The 19,389-nt window shown below is 58.4% G+C and carries 13 protein-coding genes, 6 tRNA genes and 3 rRNA genes; 20 read left to right on the top strand and 2 right to left on the bottom strand.

The genetic code is table 11. The annotated features are described in order from the left end of the window. Positions 1–247: 247 nt before the first annotated feature. Entirely contained in the window at positions 248–1,189 is a 942-nt protein-coding gene (locus tag DRB87_RS21545; protein WP_165385385.1) for a LysR family transcriptional regulator, read from the bottom strand. A gap of 410 nt (positions 1,190–1,599) precedes the next feature. Here DRB87_RS21545 and DRB87_RS21540 point away from each other — a divergent pair, with 410 nt between their 5' ends. Further along, positions 1,600–2,700: a porin gene (locus tag DRB87_RS21540; RefSeq protein ID WP_130027448.1), complete on the top strand. Its 1,101-nt coding sequence runs from the start codon at positions 1,600–1,602 to the stop codon at positions 2,698–2,700. A gap of 28 nt (positions 2,701–2,728) precedes the next feature. After that, positions 2,729–4,189, top strand: coding sequence for an amidohydrolase family protein (locus DRB87_RS21535; RefSeq protein WP_240756096.1), 1,461 nt, complete (start codon positions 2,729–2,731; stop codon positions 4,187–4,189). A 300-nt stretch (positions 4,190–4,489) separates the two neighbouring features. Here DRB87_RS21535 and DRB87_RS21530 read toward each other — a convergent pair whose 3' ends face one another. Beyond that, positions 4,490–6,214 carry a phospholipase D family protein gene (locus tag DRB87_RS21530; RefSeq protein WP_240756095.1) on the bottom strand — a complete coding sequence of 575 codons (1,725 nt, stop codon included), beginning with the start codon at positions 6,212–6,214 and terminating at the stop codon, positions 4,490–4,492. 26 nt (positions 6,215–6,240) lie between these two features. On the opposite strand from DRB87_RS21530, the gene DRB87_RS21525 reads away from it, so the two are divergent. The 18 genes from DRB87_RS21525 to rplL all read left to right on the top strand — a co-directional run bounded on the left by DRB87_RS21525 (position 6,241) and on the right by rplL (position 18,882). After that, positions 6,241–6,657: a hypothetical protein gene (locus tag DRB87_RS21525; protein WP_130027447.1), complete on the top strand. Its 417-nt coding sequence runs from the start codon at positions 6,241–6,243 to the stop codon at positions 6,655–6,657. A gap of 189 nt (positions 6,658–6,846) precedes the next feature. Continuing rightward, positions 6,847–8,378: ribosomal RNA gene (locus DRB87_RS21520) — 16S ribosomal RNA — on the top strand. Positions 8,379–8,443: 65 nt separating this feature from the next. Beyond that, a tRNA-Ile gene (locus DRB87_RS21515) sits at positions 8,444–8,520 on the top strand. Between the two features lie 112 nt (positions 8,521–8,632). Beyond that, positions 8,633–8,708, top strand: a tRNA-Ala gene (locus tag DRB87_RS21510). 283 nt (positions 8,709–8,991) lie between these two features. Then, positions 8,992–11,864, top strand: a 23S ribosomal RNA gene (locus tag DRB87_RS21505). Between the two features lie 131 nt (positions 11,865–11,995). Next, positions 11,996–12,108 (top strand): 5S ribosomal RNA (gene rrf, locus DRB87_RS21500). The 16S, 23S and 5S rRNA genes sit together here with 2 tRNA genes alongside, the layout of an rRNA operon. 497 nt (positions 12,109–12,605) lie before the next feature. Continuing rightward, on the top strand, positions 12,606–13,496 hold the full coding sequence (locus DRB87_RS21495; RefSeq protein ID WP_130027446.1) for a glycosyltransferase family 25 protein: 891 nt from the start codon (positions 12,606–12,608) through the stop codon (positions 13,494–13,496). A gap of 154 nt (positions 13,497–13,650) precedes the next feature. Next, positions 13,651–13,736, top strand: a tRNA-Tyr gene (locus DRB87_RS21490). Positions 13,737–13,809: 73 nt separating this feature from the next. Next, positions 13,810–13,883: transfer RNA gene (locus tag DRB87_RS21485), tRNA-Gly, on the top strand. A gap of 34 nt (positions 13,884–13,917) precedes the next feature. Further along, positions 13,918–13,992: transfer RNA gene (locus tag DRB87_RS21480), tRNA-Thr, on the top strand. 72 nt (positions 13,993–14,064) lie between these two features. Beyond that, positions 14,065–15,255: an elongation factor Tu gene (tuf, locus tag DRB87_RS21475; protein WP_130027445.1), complete on the top strand. Its 1,191-nt coding sequence runs from the start codon at positions 14,065–14,067 to the stop codon at positions 15,253–15,255. 64 nt (positions 15,256–15,319) lie between these two features. Continuing rightward, positions 15,320–15,395 (top strand) — tRNA-Trp (locus DRB87_RS21470). 22 nt (positions 15,396–15,417) lie between these two features. Beyond that, positions 15,418–15,798: a preprotein translocase subunit SecE gene (gene secE, locus DRB87_RS21465; protein WP_017232380.1), complete on the top strand. Its 381-nt coding sequence runs from the start codon at positions 15,418–15,420 to the stop codon at positions 15,796–15,798. Between the two features lies 1 nt (position 15,799). Beyond that, on the top strand, positions 15,800–16,357 hold the full coding sequence (gene nusG, locus DRB87_RS21460) for a transcription termination/antitermination protein NusG (RefSeq protein ID WP_026131673.1): 558 nt from the start codon (positions 15,800–15,802) through the stop codon (positions 16,355–16,357). Positions 16,358–16,499: 142 nt separating this feature from the next. After that, positions 16,500–16,931, top strand: a complete 432-nt coding sequence (rplK, locus tag DRB87_RS21455) for a 50S ribosomal protein L11 (RefSeq protein ID WP_017232378.1) — start codon at positions 16,500–16,502, stop codon at positions 16,929–16,931. After that, positions 16,931–17,626 (top strand): 50S ribosomal protein L1, encoded by a 696-nt coding sequence (gene rplA, locus DRB87_RS21450; RefSeq protein ID WP_017232377.1) that lies wholly within the window; start codon positions 16,931–16,933, stop codon positions 17,624–17,626. Before rplK ends, rplA begins: the two co-directional genes overlap by 1 nt. 323 nt (positions 17,627–17,949) lie before the next feature. Continuing rightward, complete coding sequence (gene rplJ, locus DRB87_RS21445; protein ID WP_010804162.1) at positions 17,950–18,447, top strand: 50S ribosomal protein L10; 498 nt, start codon at positions 17,950–17,952, stop codon at positions 18,445–18,447. 60 nt (positions 18,448–18,507) lie between these two features. Continuing rightward, positions 18,508–18,882 carry a 50S ribosomal protein L7/L12 gene (rplL, locus tag DRB87_RS21440; RefSeq protein ID WP_017232376.1) on the top strand — a complete coding sequence of 125 codons (375 nt, stop codon included), beginning with the start codon at positions 18,508–18,510 and terminating at the stop codon, positions 18,880–18,882. Positions 18,883–19,389: the final 507 nt, after the last annotated feature.

Here is a 19,389-nt window from a genome sequence, read left to right as displayed (position 1 = left end):
TTCAAGAAATCGCAAGTTCTGCGAAAAGTGCTGACTTCTTGGTGGGCGTGAGATTTCTGTAACTTCCCCTTGATTTCTAATGAGATGAGATCGCCGTCCTGGACGGAGAACGACACGGAGATTGCTTAGCGCCCGCGATGGGGATGCGGGCGAATTCGAAATTCGCGGCGCGCCGAAGGTGGACGGACGCGTTCGGGCGATGCAGCGGTGCCATTGCGGCACCGCCGGAATGACGAGGGGGGGGACCTCAGCGTGGGGATGCCGAGGCGCACCGCTTCAACGCCTCGACAAACGCCGCGGCGAGCGGCGACAGGGGATCGCCGCGGCGCCATGCCACGCCCATCGGCGCGGGCAGCGGTGGCGGGCGCAACGGCAGAATCGTAACGTCGCCCTTGTCGCGCAGTGCATGCGCCAGGCGGCTCGGCAGCACGGTAATCGCGTCGCAGGTCTGCAGCATCCCGAGCGCGAGGGAGACGGAAAACGCCTCGACGATCATGCCGGGCCCCGCTACGCCGTCAGCGAGAAATTGCGATTGGATCGCGTGGCTGATCGGGGATTCCTTGGGCGGGAGCAGCCACGGATAGCCGGCAACGTCGCGCCAATCAAGCGCCGGCACGGTTGCCAGCGGATGCTCGCGACGGCAGATGACGAGCAGATCCTCGTGGAACAGCGGTTCAAGTTCGACCGCGCTGCGAAAATACTCGGGCACCAGACGTCCCACGATCAGATCGAAGCTGCCATCGTGAAGCCCCGCGGCCAGCCCGAATGAACCACTCTCGCGCACGGTAATGACGCAACGCGGATGGGACTCGGCCATCAATGCGATCGCCTGAGGCAGAAGTTGAGGCATGGCGATGAACAGGGCGCCGACGACCAGGCTCTCGCGGTGCTCGTTCATCAGGTCTCGGAGTTCGTCCTCGGCCGAGCGGAGATTGCCAAGGATCATTCGGGCGTGGCGGGCCAGCGTCCGGCCGAACGTCGTTGGCACCATGCCCGATGCGGTGCGCTCGTAGAGCTTCACCCCCAGTAGGTCCTCCAGCGCAGCCAATGTCTTGGAGAGCGCCGCGCGCGTGAGATTCAGGCGGTCGGCGGCCTTCGTCAAGCTGTGCGTTTCATCGAGCACCGCCACGGCCTGGAGGTACTTGAGCTTGAGGCGCGACGGGGGCGCCTGACCGGTTCTGACATTCATTTTCGATCTCCAGCAACGCGTTACCCGCAACGAGGCGAAGGGCCCGCTCTGTACGTAGCGCACCCATGAGTCTCGCGCCATTGGCCCGTCATCGGCGCCCCCGACGGTGTCAGCCGTGCGTCAACCAATGGTTGATGGCTGATTCCAAGAATTCACCTTCCCGGCCATTACCTGAACCTACACTGGCCTGCCAGACGCCCGATGCGGTGTCGGGTGCAGGCGGTCGAGGCCATGCCCTTCCGTCTAATCATTTTAAATTTCAATTATATAAGCATAAAAAATAATCGCATTCACGCATCCCGAACACAACTCGGGGAGACGGCGGATGCGAAGCGGGCTGGCCTTATCGGGCAACGGGCCGCGCGAAACCTGTCCTTGCTACGCATCCAGTTCAAATCAAGGGAGACAACGTGAATCATCACGGCATTTGGGTACGTTCGTTCATCGCCGCCGGCCTGCTAGGCGGCGCGCTCGCCAACCCGGCACAGGCGCAGAGCCATGTCGAGATCAGCGGACTGCTGGGCGCTGGCGTCGGCTACACAAGCAACGTTGGCGGGGGCGCTGCCGTCACGGCGAACCCTGGCGTTCTGCGGCCGAACGCACTGATCTTTCGCGGCGATGAAGACCTCGGCGGCGGCGATCGTGCAGTGTTTTATCTCGGCTCGCTGTTCAGCATTGTCAATGGCAACGTGTTCGGCGGTCCGGGCAGTCTGTTTTCCCGCGAATCGTATGTCGGACTGGCGAATCGATACGGCACGTTGACCGTCGGGAATCAACGCGACTTCATGTTCGACAGCCTGACGTTGAACCGCTACCCAGGGAGCTTCTTCGAGGGATCCTACGCCGCCCATCAGGGGCCGTTCGCGAAGTTCGGCGTGTCGTATTCCGCGCAAGGATCGTTCGACTTCGATCGCGTGAATGGCGAGGCGATCGCCAACACCGTCAAATTCAAAAGCGCCGATTTCTCGGGCCTGACGTTCGGCGCGATGTATGGCTTCGGCGGCGTGCCCGGAAGTTTCGGCCGATCCTCCGCCACCAGTTTCGGTATCAACTACGACTACGCGAATGCTGGCATCGGTGCGGCGTACACGATGGTCAAGTCGCCGCAAACGAACAACGGCAACGATGGCATCCGCAACATCGGTCTCGGGGTTCGCTATGGGTTCGGCAAGGTGTTGATCTCGGCACTTGCCACGCTCTCCCGAAACACGGCGACCGGGGCGCAGATCAACGCCTTCGACGTGAGTGTTGGTTACGACTTCACCGCCGCGTGGTACGCGAGCGCGACGTATACGCACATGCGCGGCAACGCCCAACTGAACGACAACCGCGCCAATCAACTCACGTCCCTTGTCGGCTACCGGCTGTCGAAGCGTACGACCGTGTACGTCGACGCCGCGCTGCAAATCGCCTCAGGCAACGGTGCGATGGCGCAGGTCAACGCGTCGGCCGGCCCTGCGAGCGGCGATCACCAGTTCGTGAGTACCGTCAGCATCCAGCACACCTTTTGACGCGTCGTCGCCCCCAAGGAGGTCTGATATGAACAACGAGATGCAGCGAAACCGGCGCAATCTTCTCAAAGCCTGCGGTGCCGTGGCCGGCGGCATGATGGTTCCCGCGCTGCTGGCGCCGGTGTCGGCGGCGTCGCACGCGGCGGAACGGCCTTCGCAGCCTGCCCAGCCAGAGCGAGACGAGTTCATCTTGCGCGGCGGGTACGTGCTGACGATGGACCCGGCACTCGGCGAATTCCCCGTGGGGGACGTGCACGTGAAGGGCGGTGCCATCGTCGCCGTGGCCGCGCGCATCGATCTGCCGAACGTGCGGATCATCGACGCGAGCCGTACGATTGTCATGCCGGGGTTCGTGGACACGCATCAGCACATGTGGACGAGTCTGTTGCGCGGCTCCCTGCGCGGCGACGATCCGACCTTCGGCTATTTCCCGAGCAAGGCCCGTGCCGGTGCCGTCATGACGCCGGAGGACATCTATCACTCGGTGCGCTTCGGGTTGGCGCAGAACCTGATGTCCGGCATCACCACCGTGCACGACTTTTGTCACAACGTGCGCTCGCCAGCGCATGCGCGGGCGGATCTACAGGCGCTGGAGGATCTGGGCGTTCGCGCCCGATTCTCGTACGGGCGCTTCGGCGAGCCGTCGTCGCAGCCTATGGACTGGCAGGATGTCGAGCGAGTCCGGCAGACGATATTGCCGAAGCGTCCGCGGCTGACATTGGGCGTTGTCGTCGCGCCGGTGACGGAAAAAGACGGTTCGATGCGCGCCAGCGTATTCGATGATCTCAGCACGTCGATGGCGCATGCGCAGGCGATGCAGCTTCCTTACACACTGCATTACGGAAATCTGACGCACGGCATTATCGACGTGATGGCCAGGCATCAATGGCTGAATTCGGACCTGCTGCTGGTGCATCCGCAAGGGTTCACGGCGGCGGAGCGCCAGACGCTCGTGGCATCGAATGTGCGCATCAGTATCGCGCCCGCCATCGAGCTGCAGTACTCCACGGTGAGAAGCGGATATACCCAATTTGCGGAAATGGAAGCGCTTCACGCGCAAATGGGGATTTCGACCGATTCTTCGGCGGCATCGGCCAATGCCAACTTCTTCAACGAAATGCGGGCCCTGCTGTGGGCACATAAGTCGAGAAGCGACACGAACGTCAAACTCACGCCGCGCCGGTTGGTGGAACTTGCGACCATCGAGGGTGCGCGCACGCTCAATCTTGCCGATCGCACCGGGTCACTGTCCCCGGGCAAACGCGCCGACATCGTGCTGGTTCGCATGGATGACCTGGATATTGCCCCCGTATTCGACCCGTTCAATTCACTGGTGTATTCGGGGCAGCCGGAGAACGTCGATACGGTGATCGTGGACGGCCGCATTTTGCGGCAAGGCGGCCGGTTCCTTACGTTCGATGTTGGCGAGGTCGTTCGTGACGCCACCCGTTCGGCCGTGCGTTTGCGACGCGAGGCGGGTTTGGCGTAGCGCGCTTGGCAGGCGGCTTGCGCATGCCGGCTTTCCGTCCGGGCGGACGACGGGCATGCGCCGAGCCGGCGGCAGGTCTTGGGCGATGGGGAGGGGGCAGCGACGACGAAGATGGGGCGGGAGCGAATGCGAGGGTGTGGGCGATGGTGCGGGTGACGATGGGGGAGGGTGAGGGCGAAGGTGTGGCTGAAGGTGAAGGTGAAGGTGCCGCCGAAGGGCGCGTTTCACGGAGAGTCAGTGTCAGATCGGTGCGCGGACAGGCGTCGCCATGGTTCAGGTATTCGCGAACGCGGCACAGTTTCAGAGCAGGTCGTCGCTCGGCAGCAACGTGAAGGCGCCTGCCACCGCATTGCGCCAGAACGAAGCATAGGGGTCGACGTCGAAGGTTCGCGGTTGACCATTCTCCTCGCCTACCCAGCGCAGCGTCGGCAAGGTTGGCGGGGTGATCGGCGGCGGCATGGCGGGGTTGGCGGGGTTGGCGGGCGCCAACTCGACGCGAAAACTGGCATGGGGCGACGTCGCCCGGTCGAAAATCCGCGCCATGCGCTCGGCAAAGTCCGGGCTATGGATCACGATCGCCAATTCCGTATTCAGACGCACCGAACGTGGGTCCAGATTGAACGAACCGAGGACGACGTCGCGCCGGTCGATGACATAGACCTTGCCGTGCAGGCTGGCACGCGACGTGCTGCCGAACGAGACGCGCCGCAGCGAGCGGGCCCCGTCATTCGTGCGGATCGGCATGAACTCGTATAGCGCGACGCCGGCTTGCAGCAACGCCGGGCGATAGCGTGCATAGCCGGCGTGGACTGCCATGACGTCGGTCGCCGCGAGAGAGTTCGTCAGCACGCGCACCTTGACGCCGCGCTGCGTGAGCGTTGACAGAAACCGGACACCGCCGTCCAGCGGCACGAAGTACGGGGAAATGATCAGGACCTCTCGCTGGGCATTCGCCGCCAACTGGCGCAGCTTGTGGCCGGGTGCGCTCTGGGTCACGGCGGCGGGGGTGTCGAGTTTGTCGGGGCCGTCGGCGGCAAGCTCGGCGGGGGCCCAGAAAAGTGGGAGCTTGCCGTTGTGCAGACGCTCGGCGAGCGGGGGCGGGTGAAGCGCCAGATGTCCCGCGGGCGTTCGGTCGGTGTCGCGCCAGTGGCGTGCCAACGCGTCGCGTGTGGCGTCGAGCGTCGCTTCGTCGATCTTCGACTGAACCTGCTTGAGCGGATAAGACTGTTGGCTCGTCCAGAAGTGGTCGAAGCTACGGGAGACGGCGTCGACGATCGGGCCGGCACAGAGCAGATCGAAGTCGCGGAAGGACAATTCGGGATTGGCGTCGAAATACTCATCGCCCAGATTGCGGCCGCCCACGATGGCCAGCTGATTGTCGGCGATCAGCGCCTTGTTGTGCATGCGGCGGTTGAGCTGGTCGAACCGGGTGAGCAGATTGCCCGCCCGTTCGATAAGCGTGGTGTCGCGGGTGCCGAACGGGTTGAAGACGCGGATCTCGATGTTGGGATGTTGATCGAGCGCCGCAAACGCTGGGTCGGTGTGGCGACGGTTGATGTCGTCGACCAGCATGCGTACGCGTACGCCGCGGTTGGCGGCGTCGAGCAGCGCTTGGAGCAGGAGGCGGCCGGTGACGTCCTCGCCGGCGCTGTAGTACTGAACGTCCAGACTGTGCTGTGCGGCCTGAACCAGTGCGAGGCGGGTGGTGAATGCGTCGGAGCCGGTGGAGAGGAGTTGGAAGCCGGACTGGCCCGAATGGGCGCGGACGGCCGTGGCCAGGGTACTGGCGAGCGTGCCGGGCGTAGCGGCCGAGGTGTGGCTCGTCCAATGAGACGGCTCGGGAGGTGGACGCACCGAACTGCAGGCGGCGACGATGAGCGCGAGCGGGAGAAGCGTGGCCAGGCGCCGCAGGACATCGAGAGAGCGCGACGGAAGGATGCGCGAATGGACCATCTCGAACGCTCTATATATAAGTATAGGAAGGGAAGAGACCCGGATCGCTGCGTCGCCTTTCCCTATGGGCAAGGTTCCGGCAAGGATAGGTGATTTCGATGGTCGCGTCTCAGTGGGATGCCGGACCATCGTGGATCTGTGCCCTCCCTGTGACCTGCGCCGTGGATCTCGGCCCGCTCGAATCGCTATTTTTTTTGCCCGGCCCCGACCTTTTTCAAATTATTTTCACAAAGGGCTTGCCAGGGTACGGGGTTTTCACTAATATTCCGTCTCTCGCAACGACGGCGACGCAGCGAAAGCGGCGAAGCGGTGGAGGCGACGGGCTGGAAAGCCCGGTGGTTGGTGGTTTTGGAGCTTGTGAGTCGCTACGGCGGCGAGCGAAGAAGGCGAAAAAAACTGTTGACGACGACGAGAAGCTGCGACATAATCTTGCTTCTCTGCTGCAGATGCAGCGACGCAGAAAACGAAGCGACGGCGCGGTAAGTGTGCGACGAAGCGAAGTTCGATGCGATTGATCTTTAAAAACTAGACAACCGATAAGTGTGGGCACTCGATGAATAGTGCGTCTGCTTCGGCAGATAAGCTTTAAATTTATTGAGGCTCACATAAGTAATAGGTAAGTTAAGTAATTAACTTGTCAGCATACTTTGAGAGCGACCGGTTCGAGTGATTTATCACGAAAAACCGAAAACAGTAACAGGTTTAAACTGAAGAGTTTGATCCTGGCTCAGATTGAACGCTGGCGGCATGCCTTACACATGCAAGTCGAACGGCAGCACGGGTGCTTGCACCTGGTGGCGAGTGGCGAACGGGTGAGTAATACATCGGAATGTACCTTGTAGTGGGGGATAGCTCGGCGAAAGCCGGATTAATACCGCATACGCTCTGAGGAGGAAAGCGGGGGACCTTCGGGCCTCGCGCTACAAGAGCAGCCGATGTCAGATTAGCTAGTTGGTGGGGTAAAAGCTCACCAAGGCGACGATCTGTAGCTGGTCTGAGAGGACGACCAGCCACACTGGGACTGAGACACGGCCCAGACTCCTACGGGAGGCAGCAGTGGGGAATTTTGGACAATGGGCGAAAGCCTGATCCAGCAATGCCGCGTGTGTGAAGAAGGCCTTCGGGTTGTAAAGCACTTTTGTCCGGAAAGAAATCCTCTGGGTTAATACCTCGGGGGATGACGGTACCGGAAGAATAAGCACCGGCTAACTACGTGCCAGCAGCCGCGGTAATACGTAGGGTGCAAGCGTTAATCGGAATTACTGGGCGTAAAGCGTGCGCAGGCGGTTTTGTAAGACGGATGTGAAATCCCCGGGCTTAACCTGGGAACTGCATTCGTGACTGCAAGGCTAGAGTATGGCAGAGGGGGGTAGAATTCCACGTGTAGCAGTGAAATGCGTAGAGATGTGGAGGAATACCGATGGCGAAGGCAGCCCCCTGGGCCAATACTGACGCTCATGCACGAAAGCGTGGGGAGCAAACAGGATTAGATACCCTGGTAGTCCACGCCCTAAACGATGTCAACTAGTTGTTGGGGATTCATTTCCTTAGTAACGAAGCTAACGCGTGAAGTTGACCGCCTGGGGAGTACGGTCGCAAGATTAAAACTCAAAGGAATTGACGGGGACCCGCACAAGCGGTGGATGATGTGGATTAATTCGATGCAACGCGAAAAACCTTACCTACCCTTGACATGTACGGAATCCTGCTGAGAGGTGGGAGTGCTCGAAAGAGAACCGTAACACAGGTGCTGCATGGCTGTCGTCAGCTCGTGTCGTGAGATGTTGGGTTAAGTCCCGCAACGAGCGCAACCCTTGTCCTTAGTTGCTACGCAAGAGCACTCTAGGGAGACTGCCGGTGACAAACCGGAGGAAGGTGGGGATGACGTCAAGTCCTCATGGCCCTTATGGGTAGGGCTTCACACGTCATACAATGGTCGGTACAGAGGGCTGCCAAACCGCGAGGTGGAGCTAACCCCAGAAAACCGATCGTAGTCCGGATCGCAGTCTGCAACTCGACTGCGTGAAGCTGGAATCGCTAGTAATCGCGGATCAGCATGTCGCGGTGAATACGTTCCCGGGTCTTGTACACACCGCCCGTCACACCATGGGAGTGGGTTTTGCCAGAAGTAGGTAGCCTAACCGTAAGGAGGGCGCTTACCACGGCAGGATTCATGACTGGGGTGAAGTCGTAACAAGGTAGCCGTAGGGGAACCTGCGGCTGGATCACCTCCTTTCTAGAGCATGCACTGGAAGTTGAGTGTTCACGCTTATCGGTTGTTTGACTGCGTAGATCTAAGTCGGGTCTGTAGCTCAGGTGGTTAGAGCACCGTCTTGATAAGGCGGGGGTCGAAGGTTCAAGTCCTTCCAGACCCACCAAACTCTTTCCACCGACGCCTGGTAGAAAGAAATCTGGCTGAGGCAAGGCACAAAAAGCCGCCGCATACATGGGTATGCAAGGTTTTTTGTAACGCCGCATCAGACTGATTTGGGGGGCATAGCTCAGCTGGGAGAGCACCTGCTTTGCAAGCAGGGGGTCGTCGGTTCGATCCCGTCTGCCTCCACCAATTCCTTAGATCGCACATCGATGTCAGTCAAAAGCTTTTACGTCTGTAGTAAATCCCAATAGTGATTTAGCGTGAATGTTTTTGAATGACAGCAATGTCATGCAGTATTTGTTCTTTAACAATTTGGAAGAAGTAGTAGTACAACGGAAGCGCGTTAGAGATGGCGCGTGGAAATTGTACGGGTTGTGATTGTATCAACTAGTATTTAAGTGATCGAAAGATGACTTGGAATACGGCACAACGCGAAAACTCAACCTATAACGGGGAGACATTCTCGTTATAGGGTCAAGCGAATAAGTGCATGTGGTGGATGCCTTGGCGATTACAGGCGATGAAGGACGCGATAGCCTGCGAAAAGTTGTGGGGAGCTGGCAAATAAGCTTTGATCCACAAATGTCCGAATGGGGAAACCCGGCCCTCTGGGCCATCCTAGACTGAATACATAGGTCTAGTGAAGCGAACGCGGCGAACTGAAACATCTAAGTAGCTGCAGGAAAAGAAATCAACCGAGATTCCCAAAGTAGTGGCGAGCGAAATGGGACCAGCCTTCAAGATTTAGCACCGGTGTTATCAAAACGGAATGGAAAGTCCGGCCATAGTGGGTGATAGCCCGTATGAGAAAACCCTGGTGTGGAACTAAGCTTGAGAAAAGTAGGGCGGGACACGTGAAATCCTGTCTGAAGATGGGGGGACCATCCTCCAAGGCTAAATACTCGTAATCGACCGATAGTGAACCAGTACCGTGAGGGAAAGGCGAAAAGAACCCGGGAGGGGAGTGAAATAGATCCTGAAACCGCATGCATACAAACAGTAGGAGCCTCGCAAGGGGTGACTGCGTACCTTTTGTATAATGGGTCAGCGACTTACATTCAGTGGCAAGCTTAACCGAATAGGGAAGGCGTAGCGAAAGCGAGTCCGAATAGGGCGTTCAGTCGCTGGGTGTAGACCCGAAACCAAGTGATCTATCCATGGCCAGGTTGAAGGTGCGGTAACACGTACTGGAGGACCGAACCCACTAATGTTGAAAAATTAGGGGATGAGCTGTGGATAGGGGTGAAAGGCTAAACAAACTTGGAAATAGCTGGTTCTCTCCGAAAACTATTTAGGTAGTGCCTCGTGTATCACCTTCGGGGGTAGAGCACTGTCATGGTTGAAGGGTCCATTGCGGATTACTTCGCCATAGCAAACTCCGAATACCGAAGAGTGTAATCACGGGAGACAGACATCGGGTGCTAACGTCCGGTGTCAAGAGGGAAACAACCCAGACCGCCAGCTAAGGTCCCTAAATATTGCTAAGTGGGAAACGAAGTGGGAAGGCTAAAACAGTCAGGAGGTTGGCTTAGAAGCAGCCACCCTTTAAAGAAAGCGTAATAGCTCACTGATCGAGTCGTCCTGCGCGGAAGATGTAACGGGGCTAAGCAATATACCGAAGCTGCGGATGCGAGCTTGCTCGCATGGTAGGAGAGCGTTCTGTAAGCCTGTGAAGGTGTCTTGTGAAGGATGCTGGAGGTATCAGAAGTGCGAATGCTGACATGAGTAGCGATAAAGGGGTGAAAGGCCCCCTCGCCGTAAGCCCAAGGTTTCCTACGCAACGTTCATCGGCGTAGGGTGAGTCGGCCCCTAAGGCGAGGCAGAGATGCGTAGCTGATGGGAAGCAGGTTAATATTCCTGCACCGTCGTATGATGCGATGGGGGACGGATCGCGGAAGGTTGTCCGGGTGTTGGAAGTCCCGGTCCCTGCAGTGGAGAAGGCGCTTAGGCAAATCCGGGCGCGTAATTCAAGGCTGTGGGGCGAGTACCTTCGGGTACGAAGCAATTGGAAGTGGTTCCAAGAAAAGCCTCTAAGCTTCAGTCATACGAGACCGTACCGCAAACCGACACAGGTGGGCGAGATGAGTATTCTAAGGCGCTTGAGAGAACTCGGGAGAAGGAACTCGGCAAATTGGTACCGTAACTTCGGGATAAGGTACGCCCTTGTAGCTTGACTGGCCTGCGCCAGGAGGGTGAAAGGGTTGCAATAAACTGGTGGCTGCGACTGTTTAATAAAAACACAGCACTCTGCAAACACGAAAGTGGACGTATAGGGTGTGACGCCTGCCCGGTGCCGGAAGATTAAATGATGGGGTGCAAGCTCTTGATTGAAGTCCCGGTAAACGGCGGCCGTAACTATAACGGTCCTAAGGTAGCGAAATTCCTTGTCGGGTAAGTTCCGACCTGCACGAATGGCGTAACGATGGCCACACTGTCTCCTCCCGAGACTCAGCGAAGTTGAAGTGTTTGTGATGATGCAATCTACCCGCGGCTAGACGGAAAGACCCCATGAACCTTTACTGTAGCTTTGCATTGGACTTTGAACCGGTCTGTGTAGGATAGGTGGGAGGCTTTGAAGCAGGAACGCTAGTTTCTGTGGAGCCGTCCTTGAAATACCACCCTGGTTTGTTTGAGGTTCTAACCTAGGTCCGTAATCCGGATCGGGGACAGTGCATGGTAGGCAGTTTGACTGGGGCGGTCTCCTCCCAAAGTGTAACGGAGGAGTACGAAGGTACGCTAGGTACGGTCGGAAATCGTGCTGATAGTGCAATGGCAAAAGCGTGCTTAACTGCGAGACTGACAAGTCGAGCAGGTGCGAAAGCAGGTCATAGTGATCCGGTGGTTCTGTATGGAAGGGCCATCGCTCAACGGATAAAAGGTACTCTGGGGATAACAGGCTGATACCGCCCAAGAGTTCATATCGACGGCGGTGTTTGGCACCTCGATGTCGGCTCATCTCATCCTGGGGCTGTAGCCGGTCCCAAGGGTATGGCTGTTCGCCATTTAAAGAGGTACGTGAGCTGGGTTTAAAACGTCGTGAGACAGTTTGGTCCCTATCTGCCGTGGGCGTTGGAAGTTTGAAGGGGCTGCTCCTAGTACGAGAGGACCGGAGTGGACGAACCTCTGGTGTACCGGTTGTCACGCCAGTGGCATCGCCGGGTAGCTATGTTCGGAAGAGATAACCGCTGAAAGCATCTAAGCGGGAAACTCGCCTTAAGATGAGACTTCCCTGGGAACTCGATTCCCCTTAAGGGTCGTTCAAGACCAGGACGTTGATAGGTCAGGTGTGGAAGCGCAGTAATGCGTTAAGCTAACTGATACTAATTGCCCGTGAGGCTTGATCCTATAACCAGTGTGTTTTCCTGGTGTGAGTGTCGTGCAATGTGCCGATACAACTCGCAACCCAACAAACGTAGTACTACGCTTCTTCCGAATTGGTTTTGTTGAGCCCCGCTCAGCAGAACACACAAGTTATGCCTGATGACCATAGCGAGTTGGAACCACCCCTTCCCATCCCGAACAGGACCGTGAAACAACTCCACGCCGATGATAGTGCGGATACCCGTGTGAAAGTAGGTAATCGTCAGGCTCCCCTTAAAAACCCCTTGCTAACTTGTGTAGCAAGGGGTTTTTGCTTTTCCCCGGCAATATCGCACAGCCTTGGCGCGCCTGCGTGGCTTGATGCCCAGGTCGTGCCGACGGCGATAATGCCGAGCGGTGGCGCGGCTTCACGGCTCGATGCCTAGGTCATGTCGACGGCGATAACGCCTGGCCCTGTCGCGGCAGCGTGGCTTGATGCGCAGGTCGTGTCCACGGCGATAACGCCCAGCGTCGGCGCGCCTGCGTGGCTCGATGTCTAGGTCATGTCGACGGCGACAACGCCTGGCCCTGTCGCGGCGGCGTGGCTTGATGCCCAGATCGTGTCCACGGCGATAGTACGCAGTGCCGGCGCGACGGCGCGGTTCAATGCCAAGGTCGTGTTGCGTCACCCTGACCCATAGGGCGAATCGGCGCAAGGATTTCCGCGTCCTTCGCGGCTCCCATCGTTCTATGCCATAGCGAGTGAAGGCTTGGAGGAGGTGGGGCGTGGGAAAATCCTCGAAGTATCGCCATAATCTCGTAATTTTGTCGTTTGTTCGCTATCGTGCCGCTATTCCAATTTGCGGCATAGGTGCCGCGCCGTCGCGGCGCGAGCGCGCGGCGATGTTCCAGAATCCTATTTCACCCTCCAGGTTTCCCCCGGTTGTCGTCATCTCTCTCGTGGACAGCGATGTTCGTCGCGCACACATGATCGAGCAGTTGGCGGCAGCCGACGTCCCCTTTCAATTCTTCGATGCCGAACGTATCAGCGACTATCCGTCGACGTATGACGCTTCCGAACGCCTTCGGATATACGGCAATCATCTGACGCTCGGAGAGGTCGGCTGCTATGACAGTCATTACCGGGTCTGGGAAGCGCTCGCGAACTCCAACGACGATGTCTGGTGCATCCTGGAAGACGATGTCGAACTGACTCCCGGGTTCTCGCAATGTCTTGCATCGACACTGAGCGTGACGCTCCCCTGGGGCATTATGCGATTGAAGGAAGGGGGCGCCGCAGGGGCATGGCGCGTTGGCCAACTGCCCGGTGGTGGGATTCTGCGCGACCACAGAAAGCAGCCGGGCGGTGCGCATGCCTACCTCATCCGGCGCGCGGCAGCGCTTGTGCTTCTAGCCTATGCCCGGCGCACCATTCACCCCGTCGACGACATGCTCAACCGGAACTGGGAGCATGGCATCAACATGATCTCGATGACGCCGGATATCGTGCTGGATCGAGGCGATGATTTCGGTACCACCATCGTCGGCCGTCATAAGGTCAGGCGCAACCCATGGCAGAAACTCAAACGAGAATTCCACCGGGGGAGGGATAGTCTGAGTCGCTATGCCGCCGCCTGGCGTCGGCGCTGGTTTGCCCCGGCGCGTCATTGGCATTGAGTCAACGCTTGGCCGAATTGATATCATCAAGCAAATCAACGGCTTGCTGCGGATAGTGAAAATTCGCAGAGCAGCAGGCACAAAAACTGCGTATTTAACGCATGGCAGGTGTTGACAAGGCGGGGCGACATCTCCATAATTGCAAATTCTCTGCGGAGGGGTGCCCGAGTGGCTAAAGGGGGCAGACTGTAAATCTGTTGGCTTACGCCTACGTTGGTTCGAATCCAACCTCCTCCACCAGAATGCGGAAGTAATGAGCGCCGGAAACTAAAATTTCCGGCGCTTGTTGCCTGAGGCGAGAGTCGGAATCCAAGCGGGTGTAGCTCAATGGTAGAGCAGAAGCCTTCCAAGCTTACGACGAGGGTTCGATTCCCTTCACCCGCTCCAGGTGACGCGCAGATGCAGCAGTAGTAATGGATTCGCCCATGTGGCTCAGTGGTAGAGCACTCCCTTGGTAAGGGAGAGGTCGGCAGTTCGATCCTGCCCATGGGCACCAAAGATAGTGTGAAGCGCGGCAATCATCATGCCGAGCAACCTCGGCAAAAGATAACCTCGTTAGGAGTCGGAAATGGCAAAGGAAAAGTTTCAGCGGACCAAGCCGCACGTCAACGTCGGCACCATCGGTCACGTCGACCACGGCAAGACGACCCTGACGGCCGCTATCGCAACGGTTTTGGCGTCGAAGTTCGGCGGCGAAGCCCGTAAGTACGACGAAATCGACGCAGCGCCGGAAGAAAAGGCACGCGGTATTACCATCAACACCGCGCACATCGAGTACGAAACGGCGAACCGCCACTACGCACACGTTGACTGCCCGGGCCACGCCGACTACGTCAAGAACATGATTACCGGTGCTGCCCAGATGGACGGCGCCATTCTGGTTTGCTCGGCTGCCGACGGCCCGATGCCGCAAACGCGCGAGCACATCCTGCTGGCCCGTCAGGTTGGCGTGCCGTACATCATCGTGTTCCTGAACAAGTGCGACATGGTCGACGACGCCGAGCTGCTCGAGCTGGTCGAAATGGAAGTTCGCGAACTCCTGTCGAAGTACGACTTCCCGGGCGACGATCTGCCGATCATCAAGGGTTCCGCCAAGCTGGCGCTGGAAGGCGACAAGGGCGAACTCGGTGAAGGCGCCATCATGCAACTGGCTGAAGCCCTCGATACGTACATCCCGACGCCGGAACGCGCCATCGACAAGGCATTCCTGATGCCGGTGGAAGACGTGTTCTCGATCTCGGGTCGCGGTACCGTGGTGACCGGTCGTGTTGAGTCGGGTGTCGTCAAGGTCGGCGAAGAAATCGAAATCGTCGGTATCACCCCGACGGTCAAGACGATTTGCACGGGCGTGGAAATGTTCCGCAAGCTGCTCGACCAAGGTCAGGCAGGCGATAACGTCGGTATTCTGCTGCGTGGCACGAAGCGTGAAGACGTCCAGCGTGGTCAGGTTCTGGCCAAGCCGGGTTCGATCACGCCGCACACGGAATTCACCGGCGAAGTGTACGTGCTGTCGAAGGACGAAGGTGGTCGTCACACCCCGTTCTTCAACAACTATCGTCCGCAGTTCTACTTCCGTACGACGGACGTGACGGGCTCGATCACCCTGCCGGAAGGCAAGGAAATGGTCATGCCTGGCGATAACGTGTCGATCACCGTCAAGTTGATCGCCCCGATCGCCATGACTGAAGGTCTGCGTTTCGCAATCCGCGAAGGTGGCCGTACTGTCGGCGCCGGCGTGGTTGCAAAGATCGTAGCGTAAGCCGGTACCTTAACGGTCCGCGCTTACGGGGTCAGCTTTTGGCGGCTGGCCCCACTGCTGTTTTAGGGGTATAGCTCAACTGGCAGAGCGTCGGTCTCCAAAACCGAAGGTTGGGGGTTCGATTCCCTCTGCCCCTGCCAAACAACTGTCTGCAAGCTGGAAATGGCGAATTCTCCCGTAGAAACTGTACGTACGACTGGCGACAAGCTGCTGCTGGCACTGGCCGGGCTGCTCGTGATTGCTGGTGTCGTGGCCTTCTACGCGCTGGGGCAACAGGCACTGTATGTGCGCGTTGCTGCCATCGTCGTCGTTCTAGCCATCGCGGCAGGTGTTGCATTGGCATCGCAAACCGGCAAAAGCTTCCTGGCTTTTGCCAAGGATGCGTATCGGGAAGTGGGTAAGGTCGTTTGGCCGACCCGTAAAGAGGCCGCTCAAACGACTGCGATCGTCTTCGCGTTCGTCATCGTGATGGCGCTGTATCTCTGGATCAGCGACAAAACGATTGAATGGGCGGTGTTCTCTTTGATTCTTGGCTGGAAGTGATATGTCTGATACCGGGGCTGCACCGAGTAAGAAGCGCTGGTACGTCGTTCATGCGTATTCCGGCATGGAAAAGAGCGTAGCCAAGGCGCTGCGTGAGCGTATTGCGCGTGCCGGCATGGAAGACTTGTTCGGCGAGATTCTTGTCCCGACCGAAGAAGTCGTTGAAATCAAAGGTGGCCACAAGTCGGTCACCGAGCGTCGTTTCTTCCCCGGCTATGTGCTGTGCGAGATGGAAATGACGGATGACACGTGGCACTTGGTGAAGAATACCGCCAAGGTCACCGGTTTTGTCGGCGGTACGGGCAATCGCCCGATTCCGATTCGACAGGCCGAGGTCGACAAGATCATGTCGCAAATCAAGGACGGGGTGGAAAAGCCGCGTCCGAAGACGTTGTTCGAGGTGGGCGAGCTGGTTCGAGTCAAGGAAGGTCCTTTCACGGACTTCAACGGCTCGGTGGAAGAAGTGAACTACGAAAAATCTCGCCTCCGTGTTTCCGTCACCATTTTCGGACGGGCAACTCCGGTAGAACTGGAGTTCGGGCAAGTCGAAAAGATCTAAGAATAAAATGCGCCGGCGCGACGTCCGGCGCGTTTTTGCGTTGGTGACAGCCGTCGCCGAGGAGCGTCAGTAGCCCGTTTTGGTGAACGCGCGCTATGACTCAACCCCGAATATGCGCCACATATTCGTTCCGGAGTAAACCATGGCAAAGAAAATCATCGGCTTTATCAAGCTGCAGATTCCTGCAGGTAAAGCCAACCCGTCGCCCCCCGTGGGCCCGGCCCTGGGTCAGCGTGGCCTGAACATCATGGAGTTCTGCAAGGCGTTCAACGCGCAAACGCAGAGCCTCGAGCCGGGTCTTCCGACCCCGGTGGTGATCACCGCATTTGCGGACAAGAGCTTCACGTTCGTCCTGAAGACCCCGCCGGCAACGGTGCTGATCAAGAAGGCTGCCAACCTGCAAAAGGGTTCGAGCAAGCCGCACACCGACAAGGTGGGCAAGATCACCCGCGCACAAGCGGAAGAAATCGCGAAGACCAAGATGCCTGACCTTACCGCCGCCGATCTGGACGCCGCGGTTCGCACCATCGCTGGCAGCGCACGTTCGATGGGCATCACGGTGGAGGGTCTGTAATGGCTAAGATCTCTAAGCGTCAACAAGCACTGGCCGCCAAGGTCGACCGCAACAAGCTGTACCCGGTCGGCGACGCTCTGGCCCTGGTCAAGGAATGCGCAAGCGCCAAGTTCGACGAGTCGATCGACGTCGCCGTGCAACTGGGCGTGGATGCGAAGAAGTCGGACCAAGTGGTTCGCGGCTCGGTCGTTCTGCCGGCCGGTACCGGTAAGTCGGTTCGCGTGGCTGTGTTCGCTCAAGGCGAAAAGGCCGAGCAAGCCAAGGCTGCCGGCGCTGAAATCGTGGGTATGGAAGACCTGGCCGAGCAAATCAAGGCCGGCAAGATGGACTTCGATATCGTGATCGCTTCGCCGGACACGATGCGCGTCGTCGGTACGCTGGGTCAGATTCTCGGCCCGCGCGGCCTGATGCCGAACCCGAAGGTTGGCACGGTGACCCCGGACGTCGCTACGGCAGTGAAGAACGCCAAGGCTGGTCAGGTGCAATTCCGCGTTGACAAGGGCGGCATTATTCACGCGACCATCGGTCGTGCGTCGTTCGACCCGGCAGCGCTGCGTCAGAACCTGTCGGCCCTGCTGGAAGCCCTGACGAAGTCGAAGCCGGCTTCGAGCAAGGGTGTCTACCTGCGCAAGATTGCCCTGTCGAGCACGATGGGCGTTGGCGTGCGTGTGGATCAGGCCAGCCTGGCTGCCTAAGCCAGACCGTATCGCAATCGCAGGGTGATGGCGTCCCCTGCGACGACTGCGATCCTCCGGATCGACAGTCAGCAGCAAAAGACTTTGGGCGGAAGCGGATTCTTCGGAAATCGCTTCCGGTTATCAAAGACCGTTGGCGGGAATGGGCATGTGTTGACGCTCCCTTAATACGCCAGCCAACGCAGATGGCGAACCCGAACAAGTTATGCAGTCACATCGCCTCACCTGGGCAACCGGGCGTGGCGGTTGAAACTCCAGACATGTCGGTAAGCCGTTAGTGGAACGGCATCACCATGAGGTGATGTCAATTTTGGAGGTTAACCGTGGCACTTAATCTTGATGATAAGAAAGCCGTCGTGGCAGAAGTTTCGGCGCAAGTCGCCGGCGCTTCGACCATCGTTGTGGCTGAATATCGCGGAATCACGGTTGGCGATCTGACGAAGCTTCGCGCCAATGCGCGTCAGCAAGGTGTCTACCTGCGCGTTCTGAAGAACACGCTGGCTCGCCGCGCGGTGGAAAACACCCCGTTTGCTGACCTGGCTGAGCAGATGACCGGTCCTCTGATCTACGGTATCTCGACGGATCCCGTAGCCGCTGCGAAAGTCTTGAACGACTTTTCGAAGGGCAACGACAAGTTGATCTTGAAGGCCGGCTCGTACGACGGCAAGGTGATGGACAAGGCAGGCGTGCAAGCGCTGGCCTCGATCCCGAGCCGCGACGAACTGCTCGCGAAGTTGCTGGGTGTCATGCAAGCGCCGGTTTCCGGCTTTGCTCGCGTCCTGGCTGCCGTGGCCGAGAAGAAGCAAGCAGAAGCTGCTTAATTCTCGTCCCGGTTACACGATCGCTGACTTCGGTCCGAACACAATCTAGGAGTTTTACAAATGGCAATCACGAAAGAAGACATCATCGACGCCGTTGGCGCAATGTCGGTTATGGAACTGAACGACCTGGTCAAGGCGTTCGAAGAGAAGTTTGGCGTGTCGGCTGCTGCCCTGTCGGTGGCTGGCCCCGCGGGTGCTGGCGCTGCTGCTGCAGCCGAAGAGCAAACCGAATTCAACGTCATCCTGGCGGAAGTCGGTGCGAACAAGGTCGGCGTGATCAAGGCCGTCCGCGAAATCACGGGCCTGGGCTTGAAGGAAGCCAAGGACGTGGTTGATGGCGCTCCGAAGGCTGTCAAGGAAGGCGTCGACAAGGCTGCTGCTGACGAAGCCAAGAAGAAGCTGGAAGAAGCCGGCGCCAAGGTCGAAATCAAGTAATTCGGCTCTGCGCGTAGGGAAGGCTGGCGACGAAACGTCGTCAGCCTTTTTGTGCTTTCAGGAGAGCCAAATCCCGAAAGGGGCGCGCGCAACTCGAAAGCCCGCCTGAAAGTGCGCCAAGGGGTTGAAAGCAAAATGATTTCGCCGATGCATCCGTGATTTTCGCCATTTCAAGCGCACGCATTATCGAGGGTACTGACGAAACACAGCAACTGAGAGGACGCGAGGGTAGTACCGAAGAAGTACCGAAGAGGCCAAAGAAAAGATCGCGCCGGGATTCGACCCGTGGCGGTTTTCTCTTTGTCTTCTGAAGCGACTGCAGAAGGCAAGTTTGGTCGGGCGACGGGCAACACAGGCATCCGTCGCCGTCAGCCAGCGGTTGGTAGCGGCCAACCACCAAGCTCGTTGCTCCACGGCAAGCCCGCCGCGGGGGACGTCTGGTCTCAGTCGATGAACACCCGTTGACGATGCCTGCCGTCGTCGCCAGCGTAGTGATTCGGAGATCGT

The organism is Pandoraea sp. XY-2, assembly GCF_004193915.1.
Lineage (GTDB): Bacteria > Pseudomonadota > Gammaproteobacteria > Burkholderiales > Burkholderiaceae > Pandoraea > Pandoraea cepalis.
Note: the sequence above shows the minus strand (reverse complement) of the source record. Positions and strands in the feature narration are given on the sequence as shown.

Excerpts from the sequence above, each read along its gene's own strand:
- DRB87_RS21545 (WP_165385385.1), bottom strand. The coding sequence starts at position 1,189 with ATGAATGTCAGAACCGGTCAGGCGCCCCCGTCGCGCCTCAAGCTCAAG.
- DRB87_RS21535 (WP_240756096.1), top strand. The coding sequence starts at position 2,729 with ATGAACAACGAGATGCAGCGAAACCGGCGCAATCTTCTCAAAGCCTGC.
- DRB87_RS21525 (WP_130027447.1), top strand. The coding sequence starts at position 6,241 with ATGGTCGCGTCTCAGTGGGATGCCGGACCATCGTGGATCTGTGCCCTC.
- tuf (WP_130027445.1), top strand. The coding sequence starts at position 14,065 with ATGGCAAAGGAAAAGTTTCAGCGGACCAAGCCGCACGTCAACGTCGGC.
- secE (WP_017232380.1), top strand. The coding sequence starts at position 15,418 with ATGGCGAATTCTCCCGTAGAAACTGTACGTACGACTGGCGACAAGCTG.
- nusG (WP_026131673.1), top strand. The coding sequence starts at position 15,800 with ATGTCTGATACCGGGGCTGCACCGAGTAAGAAGCGCTGGTACGTCGTT.
- rplK (WP_017232378.1), top strand. The coding sequence starts at position 16,500 with ATGGCAAAGAAAATCATCGGCTTTATCAAGCTGCAGATTCCTGCAGGT.
- rplA (WP_017232377.1), top strand. The coding sequence starts at position 16,931 with ATGGCTAAGATCTCTAAGCGTCAACAAGCACTGGCCGCCAAGGTCGAC.
- rplL (WP_017232376.1), top strand. The coding sequence starts at position 18,508 with ATGGCAATCACGAAAGAAGACATCATCGACGCCGTTGGCGCAATGTCG.